Consider the following 24,437-nt stretch of genomic DNA (forward strand, 5'->3'; position numbering starts at 1 on the left):
TTAATTATTAGTTGACGAAAACGTTCAAATGAACAATTGAACACCGTTTTATTAAGTGGCATGATATAAAGAAATGTATTCAGGGAACCTTTCAATGAACTCAAACAACAGGTCTTCATTTTCGCTTTTAAGTGGGTTAACCGTTGCTTACGCTCTGGTCTTTTTGTTTTCCGCTTTCGAGCCATCTTCGCGCGCGGTTTGGATAGCTGAAATCATTCCAGCAATTGGTATTCTGGTACTTATATGGCTTGTATCACGTCAGTTTCAGTTTTCTAGTACCGCATATTGTTTGATGTTTATCTGGCTTACATTGCACACCATCGGTGCCAAATACACATTTGCCGAAGTACCATTTGACTGGTTTAACAACTTAATCGGTTCAGAAAGAAACAACTTTGATCGTGTGGCGCACTTCTCTATCGGTTTGTACGCGTACCCTATCGCCGAATACTTGATTAAAAAACGATTAATGAGCACAAAGCTAGCAATCGCTTTTGCTCTATTTGCGATCATGTCTCTGGCTGCAGGCTACGAAATTGTTGAGTGGTGGTACGCTGCCCTCGCGGGAGGCGACGAAGGCATCGCGTTTTTAGGGTCTCAAGGTGATATTTGGGATGCACAAAAAGACATGCTTATGGATACGCTGGGGGCACTTACTGCTCTGAGCTTGCTAGTGTCTCAGCAGCGGGTGTTTTCTTCAATCCAAGCAAGGTAAGGATTAAACCCTTCAGTAAACGGAACTTGAACAACTTGAGGTACCTCATAGTCATGATTGGAAACGATCACTTGTTCAAGTTCCGCATAGCAGGCTTTTTTGGTTTTGATGATCAACAGGGTTTCGTTGTCACAGCACACTTCACCTTCCCAGATATAATGGCTATTGACTGGCATGGTCTGAATGCAGGCCGCCAGTTCTTTCTTCAATACTGAGTTGATGATTTTCTGTGTGGTTTCATCATTATTTGTTGTCGTTAGCGTAATGCAGAACTGGCCACTCATACTTAATCCAACTCCCTATTTCTTAACTATTACCGGATAATCTTGTTCAGTAAGCTCTTTGACAAAACTCGAGCCTGAACCTGTATAAGTTATCCAAACTTTTTTCTTCGCTCGCGTCAGAGCAACATAAAACAGTCGGCGTTCTTCAGCATAAGGGAACGTATCTTCAGACTGAGTCAAGGCTCCATCAATATGAAGCGCTTTAACCCGCGCAGGAAACTGCCCTTCATCCACAGACAGAACAATAACAAAATCCGCTTCTTTGCCTTTACTCGCATGACAAGTCATAAATTCAATCGACAACAAAGCGAACTGTTTCTGCCATTCAGAAAGAAGCTCCGGCTTGTGATAATGATTTCTCCCGAGAAGCAATACAGTTTGCGTACTTTTAGCTTTTCGGTTGAGTTCGTCCAATATTTTCTCAACAGTGTTACTCGGTGCCAGCGTTACAGTTTTCGCCTTCTGCTCTTTGTGGCTTTGCAACACTTTTTCGAGCTGTGCTGGGTTCTGCTGAACAAATTGGTTTGCCACTTCCCCAATCTGATTGTTGAAGCGGTAGGTCGTATCAAGATGATGGATCGTAGAATGTGGGAAGCGTTCGGCAAATCCTGTCGTCAAATCAACATCCGCGCCTGCAAATTCATAAATAGACTGCCAGTCGTCCCCCACTGCAAATAGTACACAGTTGCGCTCATCCTTCTGTTGACATAACGCTTCTACCAACGCCAACCGCTGAGGTGAGATGTCCTGATACTCATCTATCATGATGTACTTCCAAGGTGCCTTGAACTTACCTTTCATCACGTGCTGTGTCGCTTTAGTGATCATAATATTGAAATCAATGTGGCCTTCCGACTTAAGCATATCCAGCCACGCTTGATAACAAGGCCACACCAACGCAAGCTCACTATTCAGGCGAGTATAATCGTTGTGATCCACCAGCCTTTGTTGAATTTCTTTTTTCGTGCAGCCCATCGCCGATAGCTGATTCAATTGTTTATTTAGCCAAGCGATCAGCTTAGGGTTTTCAACGTGACTACCAAGCTCATCATCACCCGCTAAATAGGCTATTGGCCATTTTTGTAGATGTTTTTGCCAACGTTTGAAAGCGGTAGGTGTCATCCAATGCTTTTTAAGCCAATCTACGCACCATGCACTTTTTAGGTTGTCATCCAAGGCAATGGGAGAAATAGTGACTGGATCTTTTTCAACCTGATTTAGAATCTTAAGACCAAGTTGGTGGAATGTGTTTACTGTCACTTGTTCAGCGCTAAGCCCGATTTTGTTTTCGAGACGTTGTTTCATCTCTTCTGCTGCATCGCGGCCAAAAGCTAACATAAGAATGTCTTCAGCTTGCGCCAAGTGACTTTGCAACAAATAAGCGACACGTGCTGTTAAAACACTGGTTTTACCTGATCCTGCCCCTGCCAGTACCAAGTTGTTGTCATCGTTAAGTAAGACAGCTTGTTGTTGAGACAGATTCAATGGCGAAGACTCGATTTGTGAAAAGAGTACTTTCCAGTTTTCTAACTCAGTGACCATCCAACGTTGGTTTCGTGTAGCCATCACCTCATCGGTGTCATCAATCCAAGGTAAAATCTCAGACATACGATCCGGCATTCGCAAAAGCGCATCTTCAAGCGTCATTTCCATGGTTAAAAAGTCGCGATTCATCTTTTCAAGCCATGCATTGACCGTAGAATGGGTTAAAAACGCAGGCTGGCGTTCAAAACCACGCACTTCCATTTCCCATTCAGGTAAAAACTTATTGAGTTGAACACACTGATGGTGGTGCCACTTCTGATAGGAAGCCACCGCTAATCGCGCAAAGTCTCGGCAACGCTCCCATGGTAATCCCTGAATTAACCAGGACTGCTGCTTTCCCTCTTCTGGGTGCGCAAAGAATTGCAGACCTCCCCAGAAAAGGCCACGCTTAAGTTTAACTTTGCCGCTCCAGACATTAAAAGGAATGCGCTCTTCGCTGCCCCGAGAGCTTAATACGAGAAAATCAGATTCTAGAGAAACCTGATGATATTCATTTTGAATAAGATATTGTGCAGTCTTGTTGGCGATTAGCTGCATTCTTGTTTTGTCCTTGAATTCAATTGCCGACATCATAACTCAACCGGATTGAAGAATGAAAAGATCCTGTCAATATCTACTGCTAAGCTCACGGTGTAGAAAAGGTAATCAAACAGACTTGTTTCTTTATCTGTATCAGAAGTTTACCATTGACTATTAGGTACAATAGTCAGTATCAAGCAACTCTAAGAATCGATAACGTGCAATTTTTCAGTCAGCTCCGCCTTTTTTGGGTAAACAAGACCATTAACTACAGCCTGCTCATTCTGGTGACTCTATTGGGTGTCGTCATTCCTAGCTGGTACTACCCTATTGATGCCTACATCATCCCGCTTATTTTAGGCGTGATCGCAGCAGCACTGGCTGAAAGCGATGACAATTTCACAGGCCGACTCAAATCTATTGTATTGACGCTGGCTTGTTTCGCTATTGCATCGTTTTCTATCGAATTGCTGTTTGAAACTCCCATTCTATTCGCAGCCGGATTATTTGCGTCTACTTTTGGTTTTATCATGCTAGGAGCAATAGGCCCTAGATACGCCAGTATCGCGTTTGGGTCGCTGCTTATCGCCATATACACAATGTTAGGCGCTCATGAAAGCACCAACATATGGCTACAGCCCATAATGTTACTTTCAGGCGCGGCGTGGTATTTCTTTATGTCGATTGTTTGGTCAGCGTTATGGCCTATGCAGCCCGTTCAACAAAGCCTAGCAACCGTTTTTCTTCAGTTAGCTAACTACCTCGAATCTAGAAGCCAGTTATTCCACCCTGTTACCAATCTAGAGCCCCAGCCTTTCCGGATTAAAGAAGCAACACTCAACGCAGCCACGGTTACAGCATTAAACCTGTGTAAAGCCACATTGCTCAGCCGTTCAAAACGAGGTCATGTGGATGGCGCAAGCGACCGATTTCTCAATATTTACTTCCTCGCTCAAGATATTCACGAAAGAGTCAGCTCCAGCCACTACCGTTATCAGGAGTTAGCTGAGCACTTTGGTCGTTCGGACGTTTTATTCAGGTTTAAACATTTACTGGAAACCCAAGCTCAAGCGTGTCGAAACATCGCTCAGGCCATTCGGTTAGGGAAAGAGTATCAACACAGCGAGGACTCCGTCGTTGCATTAGATGAGTTAATGAGCTCGCTTACTCATCTACAGGAACAAAATAATCCCCAGTGGAAATCCCTTCTTAACCAACTCAATTACCTGTTCAATAACCTTGCGACAGTAGAAAAGCAACTCAGTAACATCAGTAACCCCGACGCCAGTGCATTGGAAGAGGATGTACTTGATGATACAGAGGCTCATACACTTAATGCGATGTGGCTACGTATCACATCCAATCTAAACAAAGATTCGATGTTGTTTCGTCACGCAATCCGGATGTCTATCGCTCTGACCGCTGGCTATGGAATCATTCAGGCTTTCGGTATCGAAAGAGGCTATTGGATCCTACTGACGACCTTGTTCGTCTGTCAGCCTAACTACAGTGCTACACGACAGAAGCTAGTCGCTAGAGTATTGGGCACCATTGCGGGCTTATTGATTGGTGTACCGTTATTAACGTTTTTCCCTTCTCAAGAGAGCCAACTGGTCTTTATTGTCGTATCCGGTGTTGCCTTCTTTGCTTTCCGCTTGGCAAATTACGGTTACGCTACAGGCTTTATCACTGTATTGGTTTTATTCTGTTTTCACCAACTTGGAGAAGGCTATGCCGTCGTTCTACCACGCTTAGCCGATACGATTATTGGCTGCGCTTTAGCAGTAGTTGCCGTCGCTCTAATTTTGCCAGATTGGCAGTCAAAACGACTCCACACTGTGATGGCAGATACAATTCAAGCAAATCGAAGCTACCTTGCACAGATCATTGGTCAATACCGGATAGGTAAGAAAGACAGTCTCACCTATCGAATCGCGCGGCGAAGTGCCCATAACCATGACGCTAATCTGACTAACGCGATCAGTTCCATGCTCGCTGAGCCAGGTCGGTATCGTTCAGCGGTAGATGAGAGCTTTCGTTTCTTAACCTTAAGCCACGCGCTACTCAGTTACATCTCTGCGTTAGGTGCTCATAGAACGAGAATTAACGACGAGGACACGCATAAGCTCGTACTCGATGCGCATCGGGTTATCCACCACCATTTGGACATTTTGTTTAATCAGTTGAACGACCATTGTGATACCTGCGATACCAGTGACATCGATGATCCAGCAATGGAGGCAAGGTTGGCTGAATGGCGTGAAGAAGATGACAATTCCGTTAAAATGGTCTTACAGCAGTTGTACCTTATATACAGAATGCTGCCTGAATTACACTCATTAGCAAGCAAGTTCGCAGTGCGCGTAAATCAATCAGATACTATCGATAAAAAGCACTAATTGTAAGGGGCCGCGTTGCGGTCTCCTTCACCTTTCTCTAACACTACCTGACATTATCCGGACAAAACTTCACCTCTATTCCATAAACTGGAGTCAGATAATTCTTACGGGAGTAAGAAGATGAAAGGAAACATCTCTTGCTTTTCGAACCAGAAAACTGGATTGATTCGGAGGCAGCCTAATATGAACCCTAAACAGTTTGAACTGTTCAAAGAACAGATAAAAAATTTAAGCCCTCAGCAATTGCGTGCACTAAAGGGCGAGATAACAGAAACACTAGAAGGCTCACGACCTGTTTTGGTAACGGATGAAGAGCAGAAGCTCATCTCTAGCTTGTTTTCTTAGCACAACTTGCTGAAAACGCAAACACACCTTAAGCTTAAGTTATACAGGGGGTGTCCATGTCAGTTTCCTCAGTTCAGCCAGGTTATCAACTGATCGAACAGTCATCAAAAATGGCTGACGAAGCTGCGCGTGAGATCAATCAAGTCCACAAACCCAACCCTATTCAAAAAGACGAATCCTATGAGTTCAATAAAGTTGAATTCAAACAACCAGAACCCTCCGACATCGAACCCATGATCAAACTGACTCAAGCCGAGCAATACAGTCGCATTGGGACAAATATGCTACAACGTGATCAAGAAATGATTGGTACGTTACTCGACGTACACGTGTAGCTGGAAATTTGTACCAATAGGTAAACAAGATATTGTCTTCCCGTTCAGAGTCGTTAGAATCCACTGATAATTTTAATGTCTGTTTTCGCTATGCCCAAACTAAACTTGTCTCACCATGACAATAATCCAGTCTTCAATCAAGGGCCACAATCCGAACAACTTGAACAACTAATGAGCCCCCATTTTGAGAGGCCCGCTTTGCGGTTAACACCAAACCCTTATATCTCTGAGAAAAATTTGGCTAAACGTTGGGATAAGCTCAGTCCGTTGACTGATCGTGACGCGCTGCTCGACCCAGTAACCGAGCAACAAGCTGAGCTCTACAATAAGAACATCGAACACTTTATCGGTACAGTGAAACTACCCGTTGGCCTTGCTGGCCCTTTACGAGTCAATGGCTTGCATGCTAATGGCGATTATTTTGTCCCACTCGCGACAACCGAAGCTGCGCTAGTCGCCTCCTATAACCGTGGCTCACAATTGATCACGGCAGCGGGAGGAGCTAGCGCGATGCTCTTAAACGAAGGAGTCACCCGAACTCCCGTGTTTGAGTTTCAGCACTTAGCAGACGCTGGTCAGTTCGTAGCATGGGTCGTCACTCAGTATGACCATTTCAAACAAGTGGCGGAATCAACCACCTCGCATGGTCAGTTGCACGACATTAACATCAATATTGAAGGTAACCATGCCTATCTAATTTTTGAGTTTCATACTGGTGACGCTTCTGGCCAGAACATGGTGACAATCGCAACCAATGAAGTCTTCAATTACATATTGGATCACTCCCCTATCTCGCCTCAAGATGCCTTCCTTGATGGCAACCTCTCTGGTGACAAGAAGCCAAATGCGCACACCCTACGTCATGTTCGTGGTAAAAAAGTGACCGCAGAAATTCAACTAACCAGAGAACTGGTCGAAAAGTACTTGCATACCACACCCGAGCAAATGGTTAAGTTCGGTCAGATGACCACAACAGGCGCCGCTTTGAGTGGTTCTATTGGTGTAAATGCTCATTATGCGAATGCACTTGCTGCACTATATATTGCCTGTGGTCAGGATGCTGCGTGTGTATCTGAGTCGGCAATCGGCATTACTCGCATGGAGTTGAACAAACAAGGTGGGTTATATGCGTGTGTCACTCTTCCAAACTTGATGGTTGGAACCGTGGGTGGAGGAACACATTTGCCTAGCCAAAAAGCCTGTCTGGAGCTGATGGGGCTGTTAGGTACAGGAAAAGCAAAAGCCCTTGCGGAAGTCGCTGCAGTGCTATGTCTCGCAGGTGAACTTTCAATTGTTGGCGCATTTTGCGCCGGACACTTTTCACGAGCTCATCAAAAGCTTGCAAGATAGCACCTAGTTCACTCTTTCGTTAATTAAGGCCCTCGATAAATCGAGGGCTTTTTTTGTTCCTTAATTTTCTTTTAACCCAAAAAAACACTCGATTAACTTTCGAATCACACTCATTAGAATGATCTAGATCATATTTAGTGAGGTAAAATCTAACATCTGTGATTATAATGTGGTTATATTGCTCAAAACAAATGCTCGTTCGAACATTAGGAATCAAAAAGATGACCGTTAGTTACTTAAAAGAACAAAAAGAACAAGAATTGCTGGACTTAATAGTTGTCGGAGGTGGCATTAATGGTGCCGGTATCGCAGTGGACGCAGCAGGTCGAGGCTTAAAAGTCGGCCTCTATGAAGCACAAGATTTTGCTGGCGCAACCTCTTCTGCCAGTTCAAAATTGATTCATGGTGGACTTCGATATTTAGAACATTATGAATTCCGCTTGGTAGGTGAAGCTTTAGCAGAACGTGAAGTTTTACTCGCTAAAGCACCACACATCGCTTTTCCCATGCGTTTTAGGTTGCCTCACCGACCATTTCTTCGCCCTGCTTGGATGATCAGAGCAGGTTTGTTCCTATATGATCATTTGGGAAAACGAACCTCTCTGCCTAGCAGTAAGAAGATTAAGCTAGATAATGAGAATGTTACCTTACCTGAACTGAACGTTGGCTTTGAATACTCAGATTGTTGGGTCGATGATGCGCGATTAGTTGTCCTTAACGTCATCCAAGCTCAAGAACTAGGTGCCGAGGTCAGTAACTATTGTAAAGTCACTAAGGCTCAGCGTATTGAGGGCATCTGGCACGTAGAGCTATACGATCAACGTACATGTAAAACGTTTTTCAGGAAAGCGAAAGCGCTCGTAAACGCAACGGGGCCATGGGTAAAAGAATTCCTGACCGAGAACACTAAACTGCCTTCCCCTTACGGTATTCGATTGATCAAAGGCTCTCATATCATCGTTCGAAAAATTCATGATGAAGAGCAGGCTTACATCATGCAAAATGAAGATAACCGTATTGTGTTTGTCATTCCTTACCTCGGTAAGTTCTCGATGATCGGAACTACAGATGTCGAATACAAAGGTGACCCTCGTAAAGTCGCGATTAGTGAAGAAGAGAAACAATATCTGATCGATGTGACGAATCAGCACTTCCGCAAACAAATCACGATCGATGATGTTGTTGCTGATTTTAGTGGCGTGAGGCCACTTTGTGATGATGAGTCAGATTCACCACAGGCGATTACTCGAGATTACACACTCTCACTGGATCATAAAGATGGAGAAGCACCTTTACTTTCCATCTTTGGCGGTAAATTAACAACTTACAGAAAGCTATCTGAATCTGCGATGCAGCATCTTTCTCCATACTTCAACTTGAAAGAGTCTTGGACAAAGAACGCCCCACTTCCTGGTGGCGAAGACTTCACATGGGAAAAGATGGAAGCTCAATTGGCGAAGCAAGTTCCGTTTATAGACAATGAAACACGCTTACGCTGGCTAAGAGCTTACGGCAGCCGCGTTGAACAGCTTCTAGAAGGGGTGACCACAGAGCAGGATCTTGGTATCAAGTTCTCTGCAGGAATCTATCAAAAAGAAATCGACTATCTGGTAAAGCATGAGCTTGGCACCAACGCTGAAGATGTCTTAAAGCGCCGAAGCAAACTTCACCTATTATGCGACCAAGAATGCTATCAAGCTATTGAGAGCTACCTTGATGGAACTGAATACAGTATCCACGAACAATGCGCATAACAAACTGGGGGCTAAGCCCCCATTTTTAGTTTCAGAAGTTACACTTGTTTATGAAGGGAGTATATTTAAAAAGATATCGTTCAAATAATAATAAGATGTTTTGACCATGCCCTCTGTGAATGATGCTGCTACTGAACTTGTTAAATTACTTATTCCCGGAATGCGACTCTCTGCAACCATTGAGTTTGGCCCTGCCGATCAGTACCCGTTTAACACCCACTATGTTGGCTGTAAAACTAATCAATTTCTCATCATTGATTTACCTCAGAAAGCAAAAGAATCGCTTGTCATGAGAAAACTAAACAATGCGGTAGTAGTGGTAAGGGGAATAACGAATACCAAACTCGGTCATATCGTTGCCTTTAAGACCTCTGTCATTTCTCAAATCAGTTCACCTGGACATCTGATTTTCCTTCGCATGCCTCAGCACTTCGCTTCTAAACCTATACGCGAGCATGAAAGGTATGCTTTGGACATTCCTATTGAGGTCAAATCAAACACCATCAGTTATAAAGCTGCTATGGTCGATTTTTCAGTTTCTGGATGCGCATTTTTTATTTCAGGTGAGTGTGAATTAACGAAAAGCAGCAATATAGAGTTGGACACACCGCTAAATGAGCTAATCCCAGAACGCCTTAAATATACTATTGTCGGGATTCAGAAAGAAAAGAAAGGCCATCGCTTTGGCATAAAGTTCAGTGAGGAAATTGAAATGTCTGATGAATTGAAGCAAGAGTTGCTAGAGCAATCTGCGCTATCAACACTCTTCTAGCTTGGTAAGAAATTCTTCTTTGTAATGAATGAATGCCTGATTTAGAGCTAGTTCTTTAATTGGTTTGACAATTACATAGTCGGCGCCAACGCTCAAAAATGCGCGTTTGGTGTCCTGCATTCCGTCAGCAGTACAGGCAAAGATAGGAATATCAAGTTTCAAATCTTCGCGGATGATTTTAGTCGTTTCAATACCACCTAAATTTGGTAGTTGATTATCCATCAAGATTAGATCGACGTTATCCGATTTCTTCAGATGATCGATAGCATTATGTCCATCCTGAACCCAAGCCACCTCCATTCCATATTTTTCACAGAACGCCTTCGCAATAAATGCATTGGTATGATTGTCTTCGACAAGTAAAACATTCAATGTTCTATCAAATAGGTTTTCAGGCTCAATCAGGAATGTACTGGTTTCAACCTGCTCAACGGACTCAGTCAGTTCAATCGGTACAGATAAACTGAATTTAGTCCCATAGCCTATAGAACTTTCAATCTCAATCTGTCCATTTAGCATCTCGACTAAACTGTGGACTATCGCTAAACCAAGTCCACTTCCGCCATATTCGCGTGTTGTCGTCGCTTCGGCTTGTACGAAAGGTTCGAAGATATGAGAAATACGCTCACGTTCAATGCCGATCCCCGTATCTCTAACGCTGATGTTCAAGCGCGATTCTGGACTTTCACCATCACAAAATAGTGACACCGTTACCTCACCTTCGTGAGTAAACTTAATTGCGTTACTGACCAAGTTAAACAAGATTTGATTCAACCTGACCTGATCACTATGAGCGAAAGTGTTATTGCTGACATTAGTTTCAACAACAAATCCAATACCTTTTTCATCACACAATGGCGTATAGATTTTCTCGACAGCGCTTATCAATTCGACCAAGCGGAAATCGGCAGATTGAATATGGAACTTACCCTGCTCAATCTTCGAAAAATCGAGGATGTCATTCAAAACCGCAAGCAGGTGTTCACCGCTGTTACACAGTACGTCTAAATGCTCTATATCGTCTGTATTAGATATTTTCCCTTTAAGCAACTGGGAAACGCCTAAAATTCCGTTAAGTGGCGTCCGCAATTCATGGCTCATCTTAGCTAAGAAATCCGCCCGTACTCTTGCAGATTCTTCAGCTTCTTTTCTTGCCGCTTGGCTTTGAATCTCAGCATCGACAAAGCTGGTCACATCCTGACCTTGCGCCATGATATTGTTAATACCCTTATCGACAAAGATGGGGGAAAGGTTCCAGCGATAAGTTTTCTCTCTAATGGCAATATTAATACCCGTTAGCGTTGCTCCTTTCGCACACATTCGAATATGTGGGCCGAGCTTCTCAACCAAAAGCTGATAATCATTTTGCTCATCACCCATTTCTACACGAAAACTGCGCTCTGCGGCTGGGTTGCTTCTAATCAATTTTCCTTCGACATCCCAAAGAGTAATGGGAGAAAGGGAGAAATTGAACAAATCAGCAAATTGCTTTTCTTGCTCGCTTAAACGTTGGAATGACAGTTCAAATGATTGACCAATTTGATCAAATTCTTCAATCGGAGAGCCAGGAAACTTACTGGCATCTTTAATTTCGACCGTACTTTCTGTATAGCGCATTAAGTTAGCGAGTTCTTTCGATACACGTTTTCCAAGCCACAAGCGGCTATAAATCGCAATGACAACCAAAAGTAACCCTGCTACTGCCACCCATATATAGTGGCTTCGCATAAGGATCACGATAGATTGATTATCCTGAATGGTGTAAATCGATAGAAAGGTTGCCACATTGCTAATGGTCAGGTCTGTCTTTGATACCATGTATTTACTGGCGGTGAAATCCAACGCAGACTCTTCAAGCCATTCGATGTGCCGGAAATCTTTGTCTTTGGTGCTCGACGCGATCACTTCTGAGCCAACAGAAAGCAGGATTTGATCTGCGTTACTACCTCTCAATAGAGCATTGATCAACGCAAAGTTATTGTTCATCACAACGCCAATGTGGAGATAACCCAGTACTTCGCCAGAAGCCATGTTAATGATAGGCACCCGACGAACCATCAGATAACGCGTACCTAACAAGGATGGAGTTTGTGACAAGTGCCAACTGCCACCAGTGGTCATATCATCACTTAGATGAGAAAGCTGATCGGGTGAGATACCATAGAACTGGTAATTAGAATCATCCCAGACGACTTCTGTTTCCGCTGTGATAAAACGAAAATCAGGCGCCAACTCTGGAGCAGCTTGGTCAATGCCATTAAAAAAGCGATCCAGTCCATTTACGTCAGATTCAGCAAAAGCCTCAATCAAAGATTCATTGCGACTGTAACTGTCTTGCTGGATTTCTAGGGCTTTAAGTCGGAAGTTGAAAATTTGCTGCACTAAGCTTTGCGTTTGCAGCTTTGAGCGCGCCACCTCTTGGGAGACGACCTGGCGATTTACTTGATAGTTCTGGAACACCATCACCAACGATAAGACACCGATAGTGAGGAATATAGAACGGGTAAGTAATGTGGCGAGACGGCTTTTGCTGCCTCGCCGCGTTAACAATGCCATTATTGATCCGAGTACCTAAACGCTCTCTGCTTTAATTTCTCAACTTTTGAAGGGCTATCCGCTTTGGTCACTATTTCAAAGTCACCAGAGTAGACGTGCGGTACATTTTTACCTTCAAGATCCCACTTAATAGCTTCTGCCATAGCAATACCAGTGTCATCATTCATTCTCATGGCTGTAACATCTAGATCGCCTTTAGAAATAGCCTCCAACTCGGCGCTACCACCACCCCAACCATTAATAAGAATATCCTCTCTCTTCATCGATTTAAGTGCTTCTACTGCTCCTAAGGCAACATCTGTAGAGCACGCATATATGAAGGAGATACTTGGATCTTTCTCTACCGCTTTAACGGCAGCATTAAACCCAGATTCTCGAGTTGCTGTGGTGTAATACGATGAAGATAGCTTGTACGAATCATGATGACTCATCTCTTCAATGAACGTGTCACCACGAGCATCACTCACGTAACCTTCAGAAAAGTAAAGCACCGAGTAACGGCTTTCTTTAGGGATGGTGTCTTTGTAATACTGCTCAAGAATTCGAGCGCCTTTGATGTGATCGAACCCCACATACATGAAGGGTTGCTGATCGTCCCAAGCTCTAACAGGGGTCGTAATATTTTGCAGAATGAGCTTGGTATCGGTTGAACTCAAAACATGTTCAATAAATTTGCGGTGACGAGTCGTGTCAAGCGTGAATATCAAGTAGTCAGCTTTATTTTGAACCGCTTCAAGCAACGAAAGACTTTGTTGTCTGACATCGAGATTCGGCCGAGTAAAAACTTGGTTTATCTTGTAGCTGATTCCTAACTTTTCTAAACGAGTTTCAAAAGCTTTGATATTTCGAACCCAATAGTCCGAAATCTGCTGCCCAGGATAAACCACAGCAATAGAAACTGGCTTATCTTGCTTCGCCGAAATCGGAGTTGGGTAATTTCTTACTGTTTCAGACAACGCATCCGTTAACTGCTTCTGTACGGGATGGGAATCGAGATATTCGTCGTATTGCCAGTAACCATTGAGGACTTGTGTAGTGTGTGCCTGACTTGTCGCTGATACAGCGACCGCCAATGATAACAGCGTTGTTTTAAACATTGTTTGCCCTCTTGGATACCTAGCTAACTTTAGTTTTTAATTTATTAAAGGTTACTATTTGATTCCCAACTATGTCGATTATGTGGTTACAAATTAACCTATTAAAAACATCAACTTACATTAATAGGCTAATTATGCATAATTGAGTCTAGAACGTAAAAGACAAATTACCTGAGATGCCATATTGGTTATCACCAGCATAACTTCCCGCCAAGTCTAGGCTAACTAAATCACCTGGGCTAATACCAATGCCTGCTGTAATTGAGTTGTCTAATGTATCTTCCAAATCAATTTCATAACCAGCTCTGAGTTGTGCCCACCCCATAGCATTACCTTCAATACCAAAACGTAAGAATTGGGTATCATCATTTTGGTCAGTAAATCGCTCCTGCTTAGTCAAATCCCAGTCAACCGTCGCGACAAAATAATCCAGCGCATAAGCACCTGACACTGTCACCTGAGTATCAAGCTTATAAGTACTCACGCCGCTTATATCAAGCGTTTGAAGCTCTTGTGAAAACAAGTCTTTAATTGCGATTCCAGCACGGAATTGTTCATAAAACCATACGGCACCAAGGTCCAAGTTAAACGCGTTTTCCTTGGTTTCGCTTTGGTCATAATCACTTAAATCAAAATCTTCCACCGTCAGCGCTTGTTTGTAAGTTCGCATCGTCTGGAATTTTGGTGATATGCCGAGTGAAACATCTTGTCCTGCAAGAGTCATACGTTTTGCAACAGCAACACCAAACTCGCTGTATCCGAATGCAATCATGTCTACACGAGAGTTTTCATAGCGTGTTTGGGTATTGGAAGAGCTGGAAATATCTGTTTTTGCGATCACATCCGCATAGCCTCGCAAAAATAAATTTGTTGAAAAAGCGTTCAGAGGTAACGCAACCGAAGCAACAACACCACCATTCACACCAAGTGGCTTGTCGTCTGCGAGTTGGTCTAAGTAACCATTGATAGTGGCTTCAATTCCTGGTGTAGAAGGGTTGCTTTCAAACTGCTTTATTGCATCCTGAAGATCATCAACCGTTTCAAGGGTTTTGTCTGTATCTCGAATTCGAGCTCCAATACCAGGAAGCAGTATCCCAAACGTGTCCGAATCTCGATAAACAGCCACCAGAGCGGGGTTGTAGAAAGGCGCTAACACATAATCAGCGGTGGTAACTCCCGTGTTCCCCATCCCATTCCCACGACCATCTGGGACTACTGTTGCTGCGTTAGCGGTTAAAGAAATTAAACCTGCCGCCACTGCTATTGACGTTTTTCTTAATAGTTTCATATCCATATCAACCTTTTTGACGTCTCATAATCAAGGTTAATACAAATTTCAGAAAATGACGGGAATTTAATTGAGTAGATCGATATCGAAAAAGTCACTCAAAGTTGAGCTTCCAGAAATCAACCGCTCCTTTTGAGATTTCGTGAGCTTCTTGATGCGGTACTCTATTTGGGAAGCTGCTGAACGATTTTGACCCGCTTTAGCTGACCATTCGAGTGTCAATGGTCCTTTACCCTTTAACGCCTTGGCGCCGGTACCTAGTTGATGTTGAGAGTAGCGTCGCTCAACATCTGTAGTGATACCACAATACAAAGCATTCAAACGCGTCCGGATAAGATAAACGTACCAATCCGAACACGTTGCAGTTTGTTTTGGCTGAGACATTAAGCGGTTAGTTGCTCGACAAGTTGACGGAGTTCTGCCATTTCCGACTTTAGCGTCGCCACTTCTTGTTCAAGCGCCTCGACACGATCACTGTTAAAAGCTGGCTGAACAGTAGAAGCACTTGTCGCTGCCATAGCTTCTACATCCACGTCACCACCAAACAAATGCATATAACGTGATTCACGCTTACCGGCTTCACGCGGCAGTTTCACGACCAATGCACCTTCTTCACGTGCAGCCAGACGTTCCAGTATTGCTTCTACTTCTTTAACATCTGAAAATTCGGCCAATCGATTCGTACGCGTTCTCAATTCACCCGGCGTCTGAGCGCCGCGTAGAAGCATGCAGCAAACAATACCTTTCTCTTGCTTGGTCAGTTTCAAATCACCAAATTCAGTGTTGCAAAAACGATGCTGAAACTTGCTAGCACGACTATTAAATCCACTTTCATCGCTAACCAGCCTGCGCCCTATAAGGCTATCGACTGCTTCTTGAACATCCAATTCACTTAAGGCCATAACTGGCTCGCGGTTGCTTTTCTGATTACATGCGCTGGTCAGGCTGTTTAATGTTAACGGGTAGTAATCAGGTGTAGTGACTTCTTTTTCAATCAGGCAGCCAATAACACGGGCTTCAACAGGATTTAGTTCTATGCTCATTTTTATTTCCTTATTTGAATCTTCCCAAATCAATGTTCAGAAAGGATGGGAACTTTTTTCATGTTTCCGTTTTCATCGATCATCACGATTTTACTACGGTTTAATTCGACTTCCGTCACTTCCTGACGAGTACGCTCTTTTCTGTAAGCTTCGATGATTTTGCTCGAACGCTGGGGCACTTCAGCAGGCTCAATTTTAGGGATAATAATGTCAGAAGTTCGCATAGTGGTGCGGTGTTAGTTGATATCAATAGCGAAATCATATCCTGAACTATAGCCCTTGCTCAATCACCTAATAAGTAGATTGGTGATAAAATCGTCAACGCCTTGTAATGATTGATCTTAAGACTGTTATCGGCAGGAATGTTGTGTTTTAATCGAAGACAGTTAAAGGTAAGTAAATATAGGAAAGAAACCTATGAGTGGTGTATTTGAAATTGTAGCTCAGGCCCGTCGTAAGAATAAGCTAAAGCGTGAACTGCTTGATAATGAAAAAAAGGTTCGTGACAACCGTAAGCGCGTCGATCTTCTTGAGAACCTGATGGATTACATCAAGCCGGATATGACGCCTGATGAGATCGTCGGCATCATCAAAAACATGAAAGCTGATTATGAAGATCGCGTTGATGACCACATCATTAAGAGCGCAGAAATCTCGAAAGAACGTCGTGATATTAGTCGTCGCATCCGTGAGCTAACGGAAGAAGACAAACAAGTGCTTCAGGGTAAAAAGAAGTAGTTGATATCACTAGTAGCACACCAAGCCCACATTACTAAATGTGGGCTTTTTTAGTAATGACAGTTAGAGCAGCCAACATTTTTAGTTATTACAAATTAGTAAACTACATTAAACGTTTGCGTAATCGCTAACCTTCTACAAACCCAAAACTGGGGCTTTCATCACACATTTAGCCCTGTTATATTTTCCACAGATAATTATTCAGACCATTCGAGGCATGGAGCTTCCTCAGTTATCTCAAGGCGAGAAGAATTGGTACCGACACTGTTCGGCAAACTTTTAGAGGGTCAAATTATGGATATGAATATGGTTGAAATTCTAGGCTACGCTGCATCTATCATGGTAGCAATTTCTCTAACCATGAAAGACATTGTTAAGCTGCGCGTGCTGAACTTCATTGGTTGTGCGCTTTTTACTGCTTACGGTCTTATGATTGATGCTTGGCCAGTCGTAGTGACTAATGGCTTTATTGCATGCGTTAATGTTTACTTCCTTGCGAAAATGCAAAGCGAAAAAAAGAGCACTGAAGCAGAAAGTGCTGCATAGCAAATAATTAGCTGAATGAATCAAAACGCCCCGGACATGTCCGGGGCGTTTTTGTATCACTCTTCGTCGTGCATGTCTGCCCAAGCCTGAGCACACTTCACGGCACGCTTCCAACCTTTGTAGCGTCGGTTACGCTTTTCTTCATCGTGATGAGGAACAAATGTCTTGTCGATTTCCGCTTTGTCCGCCACTTCATCTAAGCTATCCCAGAAACCAACTGCCAAGCCTGCAAGATAAGCAGCGCCCAACGCCGTAACTTCTGTGACCTTAGGGCGAAGTACTTGTGTATCAAGAACATCCGATTGGAACTGCATCAAGAAGTTGTTCGCAACCGCGCCGCCATCAACACGAAGTGCTTCAAGTTTAATTCCGGAGTCTGCTTGCATTGCATCAAGGACGTCACGTGTTTGGTAAGCGATACCTTCTAGTGTCGCACGGATAATGTGGTTGGAGTTTACGCCGCGCGTCAGTCCAACAATGGTACCACGTGCGTATGCATCCCAGTACGGAGCACCAAGACCAGTAAAGGCAGGTACTACATAAACGCCATTAGATGTGTCTACTTTAGTCGCAAAATATTCAGAATCTTTTGCGTCTGCTAAAAGCTTCATTTCATCACGCAACCATTGAATCGATGCTCCACCCATAAAGACCGCGCCTTCCAATGCATAAGCAGGTTCACCCGCAGGTCCACAAGCAAGCGTAGTTAGAAGCCCATTCTTTGAGGTCACTTTTTCCTGACCGGTATTCATTAGAAGGAAACAACCCGTACCGTAGGTATTTTTCGCCTGACCTGCGTTGACGCACATCTGACCGTACAGTGCTGCTTGTTGGTCACCCGCAATACCAGCGATTGGGATACGCGTACCCCCTTTACCACCAATGTTCGTTTGACCGTACACTTCTGATGATTTCTTCACCTCAGGCATCATAGACAACGGAATGTCCATTTCCTTAAGCAGTTTCTCATCCCATTGAAGTGTATTGATATTGAACAGCATCGTACGTGACGCGTTAGTGTAGTCTGTTACGTGAACACGACCTTGAGTCATCTTCCATACCAGCCAAGTATCAACCGTACCAAACAGTAGCTTACCAGCCGCAGCATCTTCACGTGCACCTTCAACGTTGTCCAAAATCCATTTGATTTTGGTACCGGAGAAGTAAGGGTCCAAGACTAGGCCCGTATTTTCTTGAATATACTCTTCTAAATTGCACTGTTTGAGATCCTCACAGATTGCAGCAGTACGACGACATTGCCAAACAATCGCGTTATAAATCGGTTTGCCTGTTTCTTTGTTCCAAACAATGGTTGTTTCACGTTGGTTTGTAATACCAATACCGGCTACTTCGTCGCTACGAATACCTGATTTACCCAATGCTTCCACCAACACTGAGCTTTGTGTTGCATAGATTTCCATTGGATCATGCTCTACCCAACCCGCTTCTGGGTAAATCTGAGTGAACTCACGCTGAGAAACGCTAACAATATTTGCGTCGTGGTCTAGTACAACCGCTCTTGAACTTGTGGTGCCCTGATCTAGCGCGACTATGTATTTTTGCTCAGTCATGATCATTTCCTTTTCGTTTCTATATTTCTATTAGTAATTTTAGTATTAAACATGCGCTTCTTGATTCTCTTCAGTGTCTTCACACTGATTTGGAATCGTGCAACCTGTACCTGTATTCGGTAGGTATTGAGCGATAAATTTCGGGTAAGCCCAAGCGCCAAAACATGCGCCAGCAATCGGACCTAAAATAGGAACAATAAAGTATGGAATGTCTTTAGCACCTGAGAGCGCATAATCCCAACCTGCAAGGTATGCAAACAACTTAGGAGCAAAGTCACGTGCAGGGTTCATTGCGAAACCTGTTAGTGGACCAAGAGAACCACCAATCACAGCAATCAAAACACCGATAAGTAGAGGGTTCATTGCACCGCGTGCGGCACCGTTGTTTTCATCACCGAGCGCCAAAATAGCAAACATCAGAACTGCTGTGATAACAAACTCAACTGCTAGCGCTCCTGCAAATGACAACGACGCATGAGGGTATGTAGAAAAGATTCCTGCCGTGGCCAGTGCATCTTGGCTACTGCGAGCAAAACCATGTGCAATTTCGTAATCGACGAACAAATTGCTGTACAGACTGTATACCAGTGCAGCTGAACAAAAAGCGCCTAACATTTGAGCGATGATGTATGGAACAACCTTTGCTTTATCAAATCCATGAAAAGCAGCCAATGCAATCGTCACAGCCGGGTTAATGTGCGCTCCTGACACACCTGCTGTACAGTAGATAGCAATCGCAACCCCAAAGCCCCAGACAATACTGATTTCCCATTGCCCAAACTGAGCGCCCGCCAGTACTAAAGCGGCTACACAGCCAACGCCAAAGAATATCAACAGTCCAGTACCTATAAACTCAGCGATACATTCACCAAGTAAGGTTGGTTTTCTATTAGTCATAGTAAGAGTCCTTGTTTACATTAATATGTGCAATTTAGTTTTTTTATTGATTGCGCATTGTATTTTGCATACATGAGCGTGAGATTAAACTTTCACTCCCCATTAATGAGCGTTCGAGCACATTTTGTTATTTTTATGTTCTCTATTTTGTTAATTAAATCAATTTTTTGATCTTCACTTTCAGATTCACTATTAACACTATTCTCATATCATCTGAACGCTTACCCGCTAAGACTTATGCCCACCAGGCCTTTAATAAAAACAGGTGTATTTACTCTAATCACTACCCCGACATATGTTGAGCTATTGTTACGTATACTTTTTGACAGTTTAAACAGTGTACGCCTGCCCGTATTTTGACTAATTGAAAACAAACCTGATTGTTTACTAGTAACACAACAACCATTAAACACTCGTTCGCTCATTTGTGAACAAGATACCGAAAACAAAATGAAATTAATGGCACATTATAATTATGGATATTTCACCAAAGGCCAACTTTACTATGGTTAAACGGTTCGAAACTGATGTAGTCATTATCGGTGGAGGCGCAACAGGTACAGGAATCATGCGAGACTGCGCATTACGGGGAATCAACTGCGTTCTGCTAGAACAAGATGACATTGCGTCAGGAACAACAGGACGTAATCATGGCTTACTTCACTCAGGCGCTCGTTACGCCGTCACAGACAAAGAGTCAGCAAAAGAGTGTATTCAAGAAAACCGCATACTAAAGTCAATCGCGAGTCATTGTGTAGAAGAGACAACAGGACTCTTTATTACTTTGCCTGAAGACGATATTAAATTTCAGGACACCTTTATAAGCGCATGCAGTGAAGCAGGGATCGAAACAAAGCGGTTAACAACAAAACAAACACTTGCTCTTGAGCCCAACACCAACCCTAACCTATTAGGCGCGATCCAAGTCCCCGATGGCACGTTAGATCCATTTCGTTTATGCGCGTCTAATGTTTTAGATGCCAGTGAGCACGGAGCGCGTCTATTCAATAAAACCAGAGTCACCTCCTTAATACGTCATGAAGACACCGTCCTCGGCGTGAACTGCTACAACACTCTGAGGAACGAATCCTTTCAGATATTTGCCAAGCAAGTCATCAACGCCGCTGGTATATGGGGACAAAACATTTGCGAGTATGCCGATCTCAGCATCAAGATGTTCCCGGCAAAAGGCTCGTTACTCATACTCGATTATCGAATCAACAATCTCGTAATCAATCGCTGCCGAAAACCTTCAGACGCCGATATATTGGTTCCCGGTGACACCATTTCTCTCATTGGTACTACATCAGAGCATATCGATTACGATCAAATAGATGACCTGCATGTTACCGAGCGAGAAGTCGACGTGTTGCTGAGAGAAGGCGCGAAGCTCGCGCCTATTATGGCTAATACTCGAGTACTCCGCGCGTATGCAGGTGTACGACCATTGGTTTCAGTCGACGATGACGGCAGCGGACGCAACATCAGCCGAGGCATCGTATTACTTGATCACGAAAAGCGAGATGGCCTGAAAGGCTTCACTACCATTACTGGCGGCAAACTCATGACCTACCGCCTAATGGCTGAATGGGCGACAGATTTGTTAGCCGAGAAGCTATCTGTTAATGAGCCATGCACCACACACATCAAGCCTCTTCCCGGCTCAAACAAACCAGTGAACAAGCCAAAGAAAACAGCCAGTATCGTAAAACCTGTCTACGAATCAGCGCATTATCGACATGGTGAACGTGTTACTGACTTTCTGGATGAAAGTGCAGAAAAACAAGCCGTTATTTGCGAATGTGAAATGGTCACAGCAGGAGAAATAGAATACGCGATTAAACAACTCAATGTGCACACTCTGGTCGATTTGCGTCGCCGCACGCGTCTTGGAATGGGGCCTTGCCAGGGAGAGCTTTGCAGTTATCGCGCTGCAAGTTTGTTTAACCAGTACGCCAACCATAGTGGTAATCAGTGCAGTCAACTTCTCAATGAATTCCTTGAAGAAAGATGGAAAGGTATTAAGCCCATCTTCTGGGGCGATGCGCTTAGAGAAGCCGAATTTAGCCATTGGATTTACGAAGGTTTGTTTGGTGCTGGTCAAATACTTCCTCACAACGAAACTAAGGAGGAACCCAGATGAAGTACGATGTTGCTATTATAGGAGGCGGAATAGCTGGTTACTGCTCAGCTTTAAAATGTTTGGAATCTGGGTTGAAAACGGTCTTGATTAATCAAGGCCACAGCTCCCTGCACTTCTCCTCGGGTTCAATTGATGTACTTGGACACCTACCAAATGGCTTGGAAGTGACAGACCCTTTTGAAAGTATTGATGCTCTCAAAAAGCTTTCACCTGAGCACCCTTATAGCAAGCTATCTGTTTCTGAGGTGAAACGTGCAATGTTATGGTTTCAGACTCTACTTAATCAGGCTGGGGTTTCGCTGTCATCAAGCAAAAATGGTCATAATCACCATCGAATAACACCTTTGGGGACACTCAAACCCACATGGTTGTCACAACCATTTGTGCATCAGCACATCCCCCATTCGTCATTCAAGAGGTTCGTTTTAGTCTCTATTGACGGGTTTCGTGATTTTCAACCTCAACTCGCTCTCGATAACTTGAACCAAATTGAAGAGTTCAACAAAGTCGAAAAGAAAATACTGTCGGTTCGTATTCCCGGCTTTGATTCTCTACGACAAAATCCGAATGAACTGCGTTCCATCGATATCGCTCGAATACTCAAACAGCCCAAAGCATTTTCGAGCCTTGTACATCAGTTAAGCGCAGGAGCGACGGTGGATGATCTTGTCATTCTCCCTGCTATCATGGGAAATGGCGACGGCCTTACGCTGATGGAAAGATTACAAAGCGAGACCCAACTGCGTTTCCATGAAGTGCCGACAATGCCACCTTCCTTGTTAGGAATTAGGCTAGAAGAAGCATTACAAGGCATGTTTACCAAAATGGGTGGAGTGCAACTCAAAGGTGACAAAGTTATTTCCGCACACTGGCACGAGGATAAAAAGGCCATTCGATCAATACAGACAGCCAACTTAGAAGAGTTTCCGCTCATCGCCAAACACTACGTGCTCGCTTCAGGGAGTTACTTTAGCCATGGTTTGGTTGCTGAATCGAATCGGGTTGTCGAACCAATATTCGACTTAGATGTACATTATCATCAAGACCGGCGCCAATGGCGAGATAAAGACTTTTTCAGCCAGTCTTCACACCCATTTATGCAATTTGGTGTGGTCACTGATGACCACTTTAACCCGACTCTAAATGGTCAAACGGTTCGTAACTTACACTGCTGCGGTTCAGTATTATCTCATTACGATCCTATACAACAAGGCTGTGGAGGCGGTGTTGCCATCGCAACCGCTTTCCATGTAGCAAGTAATATTGTCCATGCCATAACGTCAGAGGAGGCCTTAGTATGACCACCTATTTTGCTGATCACGCTCCTCAGGTTACCAGTTTTGATCATTGCATTAAGTGCACCGTTTGTACTGTTTACTGCCCAGTAGCCAAAGCAAACCCGCTCTACCCCGGCCCTAAGCAATCTGGGCCAGATGGAGAGCGACTGCGGATTAAAAACGCCGACTATTATGATGAAGCATTAAAGCTATGTACCAACTGCAAACGCTGCGAAACGGCTTGTCCTTCTGGCGTCAACATTGGTGACATTATTGCCGTGGCAAGAGGAAAATACGCGAAGAAAACTTTGAGCCCGAAACTCATTAGAGATTTTGTCCTCAGTCATACCGATCTTTTCGGGAATTTGGCTACCCCTGTTGCCCCCATAATCAATAAAGTAACGGACAACAAGCCTGTCAAAAAAATCATGCATAAAGCAGTGGGTATTCACGATCACAAATCGTTACCCAAATACTCACACGGAACATTTCGTCGCTGGTACAAAAAACAGGTGTCGGATCAAGCAAGCTATCCTCGTCAAATCAGCTACTTTCACGGCTGCTTTGTCAATTACAACCACCCTCAGCTTGGAAAGGATCTGATCAAAGTTCTCAACGCACTAGGCATCGGCGTACAACTATTGGAAAAGGAAAAGTGCTGTGGTGTCCCACTGATTGCGAACGGCTTTCATAGTAAGGCTCGTCGCAATGCAGAACTAAACATTAAAAATATAGAAGAGGCCGTTATTGAGCGGGATCATACAGTGCTTTCAACGTCTTCAACTTGCTCATTTACGCTCAAGCAGGAATACCCGCATGTTTTGGGCGTTGAAAATGATCATGTCAGCCATCGTATTGAATACATCACTAAGTTCCTTTTAAAGGAGTTTATGAATGGTAATACGTTGAATATGAAACCGCTCAACAAACGGGTCGTATACCACACACCTTGCCATCTGGAACGAAGTGGTAATGTCATATTCACTTTGGAAGTGCTAAAACAAATACCTGGATTGGAATTGATCGTCCTTGATAGCGAATGCTGTGGTCTGGCAGGAACTTATGGTTTTAAAGAAGAAAACTATGATGTTTCCATGAAAATTGGCCATCATCTATTTGAGTCGATTAAATCAGCTGAGGCGGACTTTGCTATCACGGATTGCGAAACCTGCAAATGGCAAATTGAAGAGAACACACAACTTGAGACTATCCATCCAGTCACATTACTGGCAATGGCCATAGCCCATTAGCTTGTGCACTGAG

The 24,437-nt window shown here is 43.7% G+C and carries 22 protein-coding genes; 12 read left to right on the forward strand and 10 right to left on the reverse strand.

Annotated elements, in window-relative coordinates:
* Nucleotides 1-94 precede the first annotated feature (94 nt).
* A complete protein-coding gene (locus VIC_RS15955) occupies nucleotides 95-715 on the forward strand; it encodes a DUF2238 domain-containing protein (protein ID WP_006961069.1) in 621 nt (206 codons plus the stop codon).
* On the opposite strand, the gene cutA is transcribed toward VIC_RS15955, so the two are convergent.
* Both cutA and helD read right to left on the reverse strand, forming a co-directional pair.
* Nucleotides 679-999, reverse strand: a complete 321-nt coding sequence (gene cutA, locus VIC_RS15960; RefSeq protein ID WP_006961070.1) for a divalent-cation tolerance protein CutA — start codon at nucleotides 997-999, stop codon at nucleotides 679-681. The two genes, VIC_RS15955 and cutA, sit on opposite strands and share 37 nt — an antisense overlap.
* A 15-nt stretch (nucleotides 1,000-1,014) precedes the next feature.
* Nucleotides 1,015-3,081 (reverse strand): DNA helicase IV, encoded by a 2,067-nt coding sequence (gene helD / locus VIC_RS15965; RefSeq protein WP_006961071.1) that lies wholly within the window; start codon nucleotides 3,079-3,081, stop codon nucleotides 1,015-1,017.
* A gap of 200 nt (nucleotides 3,082-3,281) precedes the next feature.
* On the opposite strand from helD, the gene yccS reads away from it, so the two are divergent.
* The 6 genes from yccS to VIC_RS15990 all read left to right on the forward strand — a co-directional run bounded on the left by yccS (nucleotide 3,282) and on the right by VIC_RS15990 (nucleotide 10,018).
* Entirely contained in the window at nucleotides 3,282-5,462 is a 2,181-nt protein-coding gene (gene yccS, locus VIC_RS15970) for a YccS family putative transporter (protein ID WP_006961072.1), read from the forward strand.
* A 183-nt stretch (nucleotides 5,463-5,645) separates the two neighbouring features.
* The gene (locus VIC_RS26870; RefSeq protein WP_006961073.1) at nucleotides 5,646-5,807 is read left to right on the forward strand and encodes a hypothetical protein; all 162 of its coding nucleotides are present in this window, start codon (nucleotides 5,646-5,648) and stop codon (nucleotides 5,805-5,807) included.
* A 56-nt stretch (nucleotides 5,808-5,863) separates the two neighbouring features.
* Nucleotides 5,864-6,142 carry a hypothetical protein gene (locus tag VIC_RS15975; RefSeq protein WP_006961074.1) on the forward strand — a complete coding sequence of 93 codons (279 nt, stop codon included), beginning with the start codon at nucleotides 5,864-5,866 and terminating at the stop codon, nucleotides 6,140-6,142.
* Nucleotides 6,143-6,232: 90 nt separating this feature from the next.
* Entirely contained in the window at nucleotides 6,233-7,492 is a 1,260-nt protein-coding gene (locus VIC_RS15980) for a hydroxymethylglutaryl-CoA reductase (protein ID WP_039952224.1), read from the forward strand.
* Nucleotides 7,493-7,713: 221 nt separating this feature from the next.
* The gene (gene glpD, locus VIC_RS15985) at nucleotides 7,714-9,246 is read left to right on the forward strand and encodes a glycerol-3-phosphate dehydrogenase (protein ID WP_006961076.1); all 1,533 of its coding nucleotides are present in this window, start codon (nucleotides 7,714-7,716) and stop codon (nucleotides 9,244-9,246) included.
* A 106-nt stretch (nucleotides 9,247-9,352) separates the two neighbouring features.
* Nucleotides 9,353-10,018, forward strand: a complete 666-nt coding sequence (locus VIC_RS15990) for a PilZ domain-containing protein (RefSeq protein ID WP_006961077.1) — start codon at nucleotides 9,353-9,355, stop codon at nucleotides 10,016-10,018.
* Here the strand turns inward: VIC_RS15990 and luxQ are convergent.
* The 6 genes from luxQ to VIC_RS16020 all read right to left on the reverse strand — a co-directional run bounded on the left by luxQ (nucleotide 10,004) and on the right by VIC_RS16020 (nucleotide 16,226).
* On the reverse strand, nucleotides 10,004-12,574 hold the full coding sequence (gene luxQ, locus VIC_RS15995) for a quorum-sensing autoinducer 2 sensor kinase/phosphatase LuxQ (protein WP_006961078.1): 2,571 nt from the start codon (nucleotides 12,572-12,574) through the stop codon (nucleotides 10,004-10,006). The genes VIC_RS15990 and luxQ overlap by 15 nt on opposite strands.
* On the reverse strand, nucleotides 12,574-13,671 hold the full coding sequence (locus VIC_RS16000) for an autoinducer 2-binding periplasmic protein LuxP (protein ID WP_006961079.1): 1,098 nt from the start codon (nucleotides 13,669-13,671) through the stop codon (nucleotides 12,574-12,576). The genes luxQ and VIC_RS16000 overlap by 1 nt, the downstream gene beginning before the upstream one ends.
* A 148-nt stretch (nucleotides 13,672-13,819) precedes the next feature.
* Nucleotides 13,820-14,959 carry a conjugal transfer protein TraF gene (locus tag VIC_RS16005; protein ID WP_039952225.1) on the reverse strand — a complete coding sequence of 380 codons (1,140 nt, stop codon included), beginning with the start codon at nucleotides 14,957-14,959 and terminating at the stop codon, nucleotides 13,820-13,822.
* A gap of 66 nt (nucleotides 14,960-15,025) precedes the next feature.
* Nucleotides 15,026-15,343 (reverse strand): GIY-YIG nuclease family protein, encoded by a 318-nt coding sequence (locus VIC_RS16010; RefSeq protein WP_019275432.1) that lies wholly within the window; start codon nucleotides 15,341-15,343, stop codon nucleotides 15,026-15,028.
* Entirely contained in the window at nucleotides 15,343-16,002 is a 660-nt protein-coding gene (locus VIC_RS16015; protein ID WP_006961081.1) for a YceH family protein, read from the reverse strand. The genes VIC_RS16010 and VIC_RS16015 overlap by 1 nt, the downstream gene beginning before the upstream one ends.
* A 29-nt stretch (nucleotides 16,003-16,031) precedes the next feature.
* Nucleotides 16,032-16,226: a hypothetical protein gene (locus VIC_RS16020; RefSeq protein ID WP_006961082.1), complete on the reverse strand. Its 195-nt coding sequence runs from the start codon at nucleotides 16,224-16,226 to the stop codon at nucleotides 16,032-16,034.
* 193 nt (nucleotides 16,227-16,419) lie between these two features.
* Here VIC_RS16020 and VIC_RS16025 point away from each other — a divergent pair, with 193 nt between their 5' ends.
* Nucleotides 16,420-16,740 carry a DUF496 family protein gene (locus VIC_RS16025; protein WP_006961083.1) on the forward strand — a complete coding sequence of 107 codons (321 nt, stop codon included), beginning with the start codon at nucleotides 16,420-16,422 and terminating at the stop codon, nucleotides 16,738-16,740.
* 294 nt (nucleotides 16,741-17,034) lie between these two features.
* Nucleotides 17,035-17,286 carry a YgjV family protein gene (locus tag VIC_RS16030; RefSeq protein ID WP_029236068.1) on the forward strand — a complete coding sequence of 84 codons (252 nt, stop codon included), beginning with the start codon at nucleotides 17,035-17,037 and terminating at the stop codon, nucleotides 17,284-17,286.
* Nucleotides 17,287-17,342: 56 nt separating this feature from the next.
* Here the strand turns inward: VIC_RS16030 and glpK are convergent, their stop codons facing one another.
* Nucleotides 17,343-18,857 (reverse strand): glycerol kinase GlpK, encoded by a 1,515-nt coding sequence (gene glpK / locus VIC_RS16035; RefSeq protein WP_006961085.1) that lies wholly within the window; start codon nucleotides 18,855-18,857, stop codon nucleotides 17,343-17,345.
* A gap of 45 nt (nucleotides 18,858-18,902) precedes the next feature.
* Nucleotides 18,903-19,754, reverse strand: a complete 852-nt coding sequence (locus VIC_RS16040) for an MIP/aquaporin family protein (RefSeq protein ID WP_006961086.1) — start codon at nucleotides 19,752-19,754, stop codon at nucleotides 18,903-18,905.
* 475 nt (nucleotides 19,755-20,229) lie between these two features.
* On the opposite strand from VIC_RS16040, the gene glpA reads away from it, so the two are divergent.
* From glpA to glpC, 3 genes are read left to right on the forward strand one after another with little or no spacing between them, the layout of a single operon-like run.
* Nucleotides 20,230-21,897 (forward strand): anaerobic glycerol-3-phosphate dehydrogenase subunit A, encoded by a 1,668-nt coding sequence (gene glpA, locus VIC_RS16045; protein WP_006961087.1) that lies wholly within the window; start codon nucleotides 20,230-20,232, stop codon nucleotides 21,895-21,897.
* A complete protein-coding gene (gene glpB, locus VIC_RS16050; protein WP_006961088.1) occupies nucleotides 21,894-23,198 on the forward strand; it encodes a glycerol-3-phosphate dehydrogenase subunit GlpB in 1,305 nt (434 codons plus the stop codon). Before glpA ends, glpB begins: the two co-directional genes overlap by 4 nt.
* On the forward strand, nucleotides 23,195-24,424 hold the full coding sequence (gene glpC / locus VIC_RS16055; protein WP_006961089.1) for an anaerobic glycerol-3-phosphate dehydrogenase subunit GlpC: 1,230 nt from the start codon (nucleotides 23,195-23,197) through the stop codon (nucleotides 24,422-24,424). The genes glpB and glpC overlap by 4 nt, the downstream gene beginning before the upstream one ends.
* Nucleotides 24,425-24,437: the final 13 nt, after the last annotated feature.

Source organism: Vibrio coralliilyticus ATCC BAA-450, assembly GCF_000176135.1.
Taxonomy (GTDB): domain Bacteria; phylum Pseudomonadota; class Gammaproteobacteria; order Enterobacterales; family Vibrionaceae; genus Vibrio; species Vibrio coralliilyticus.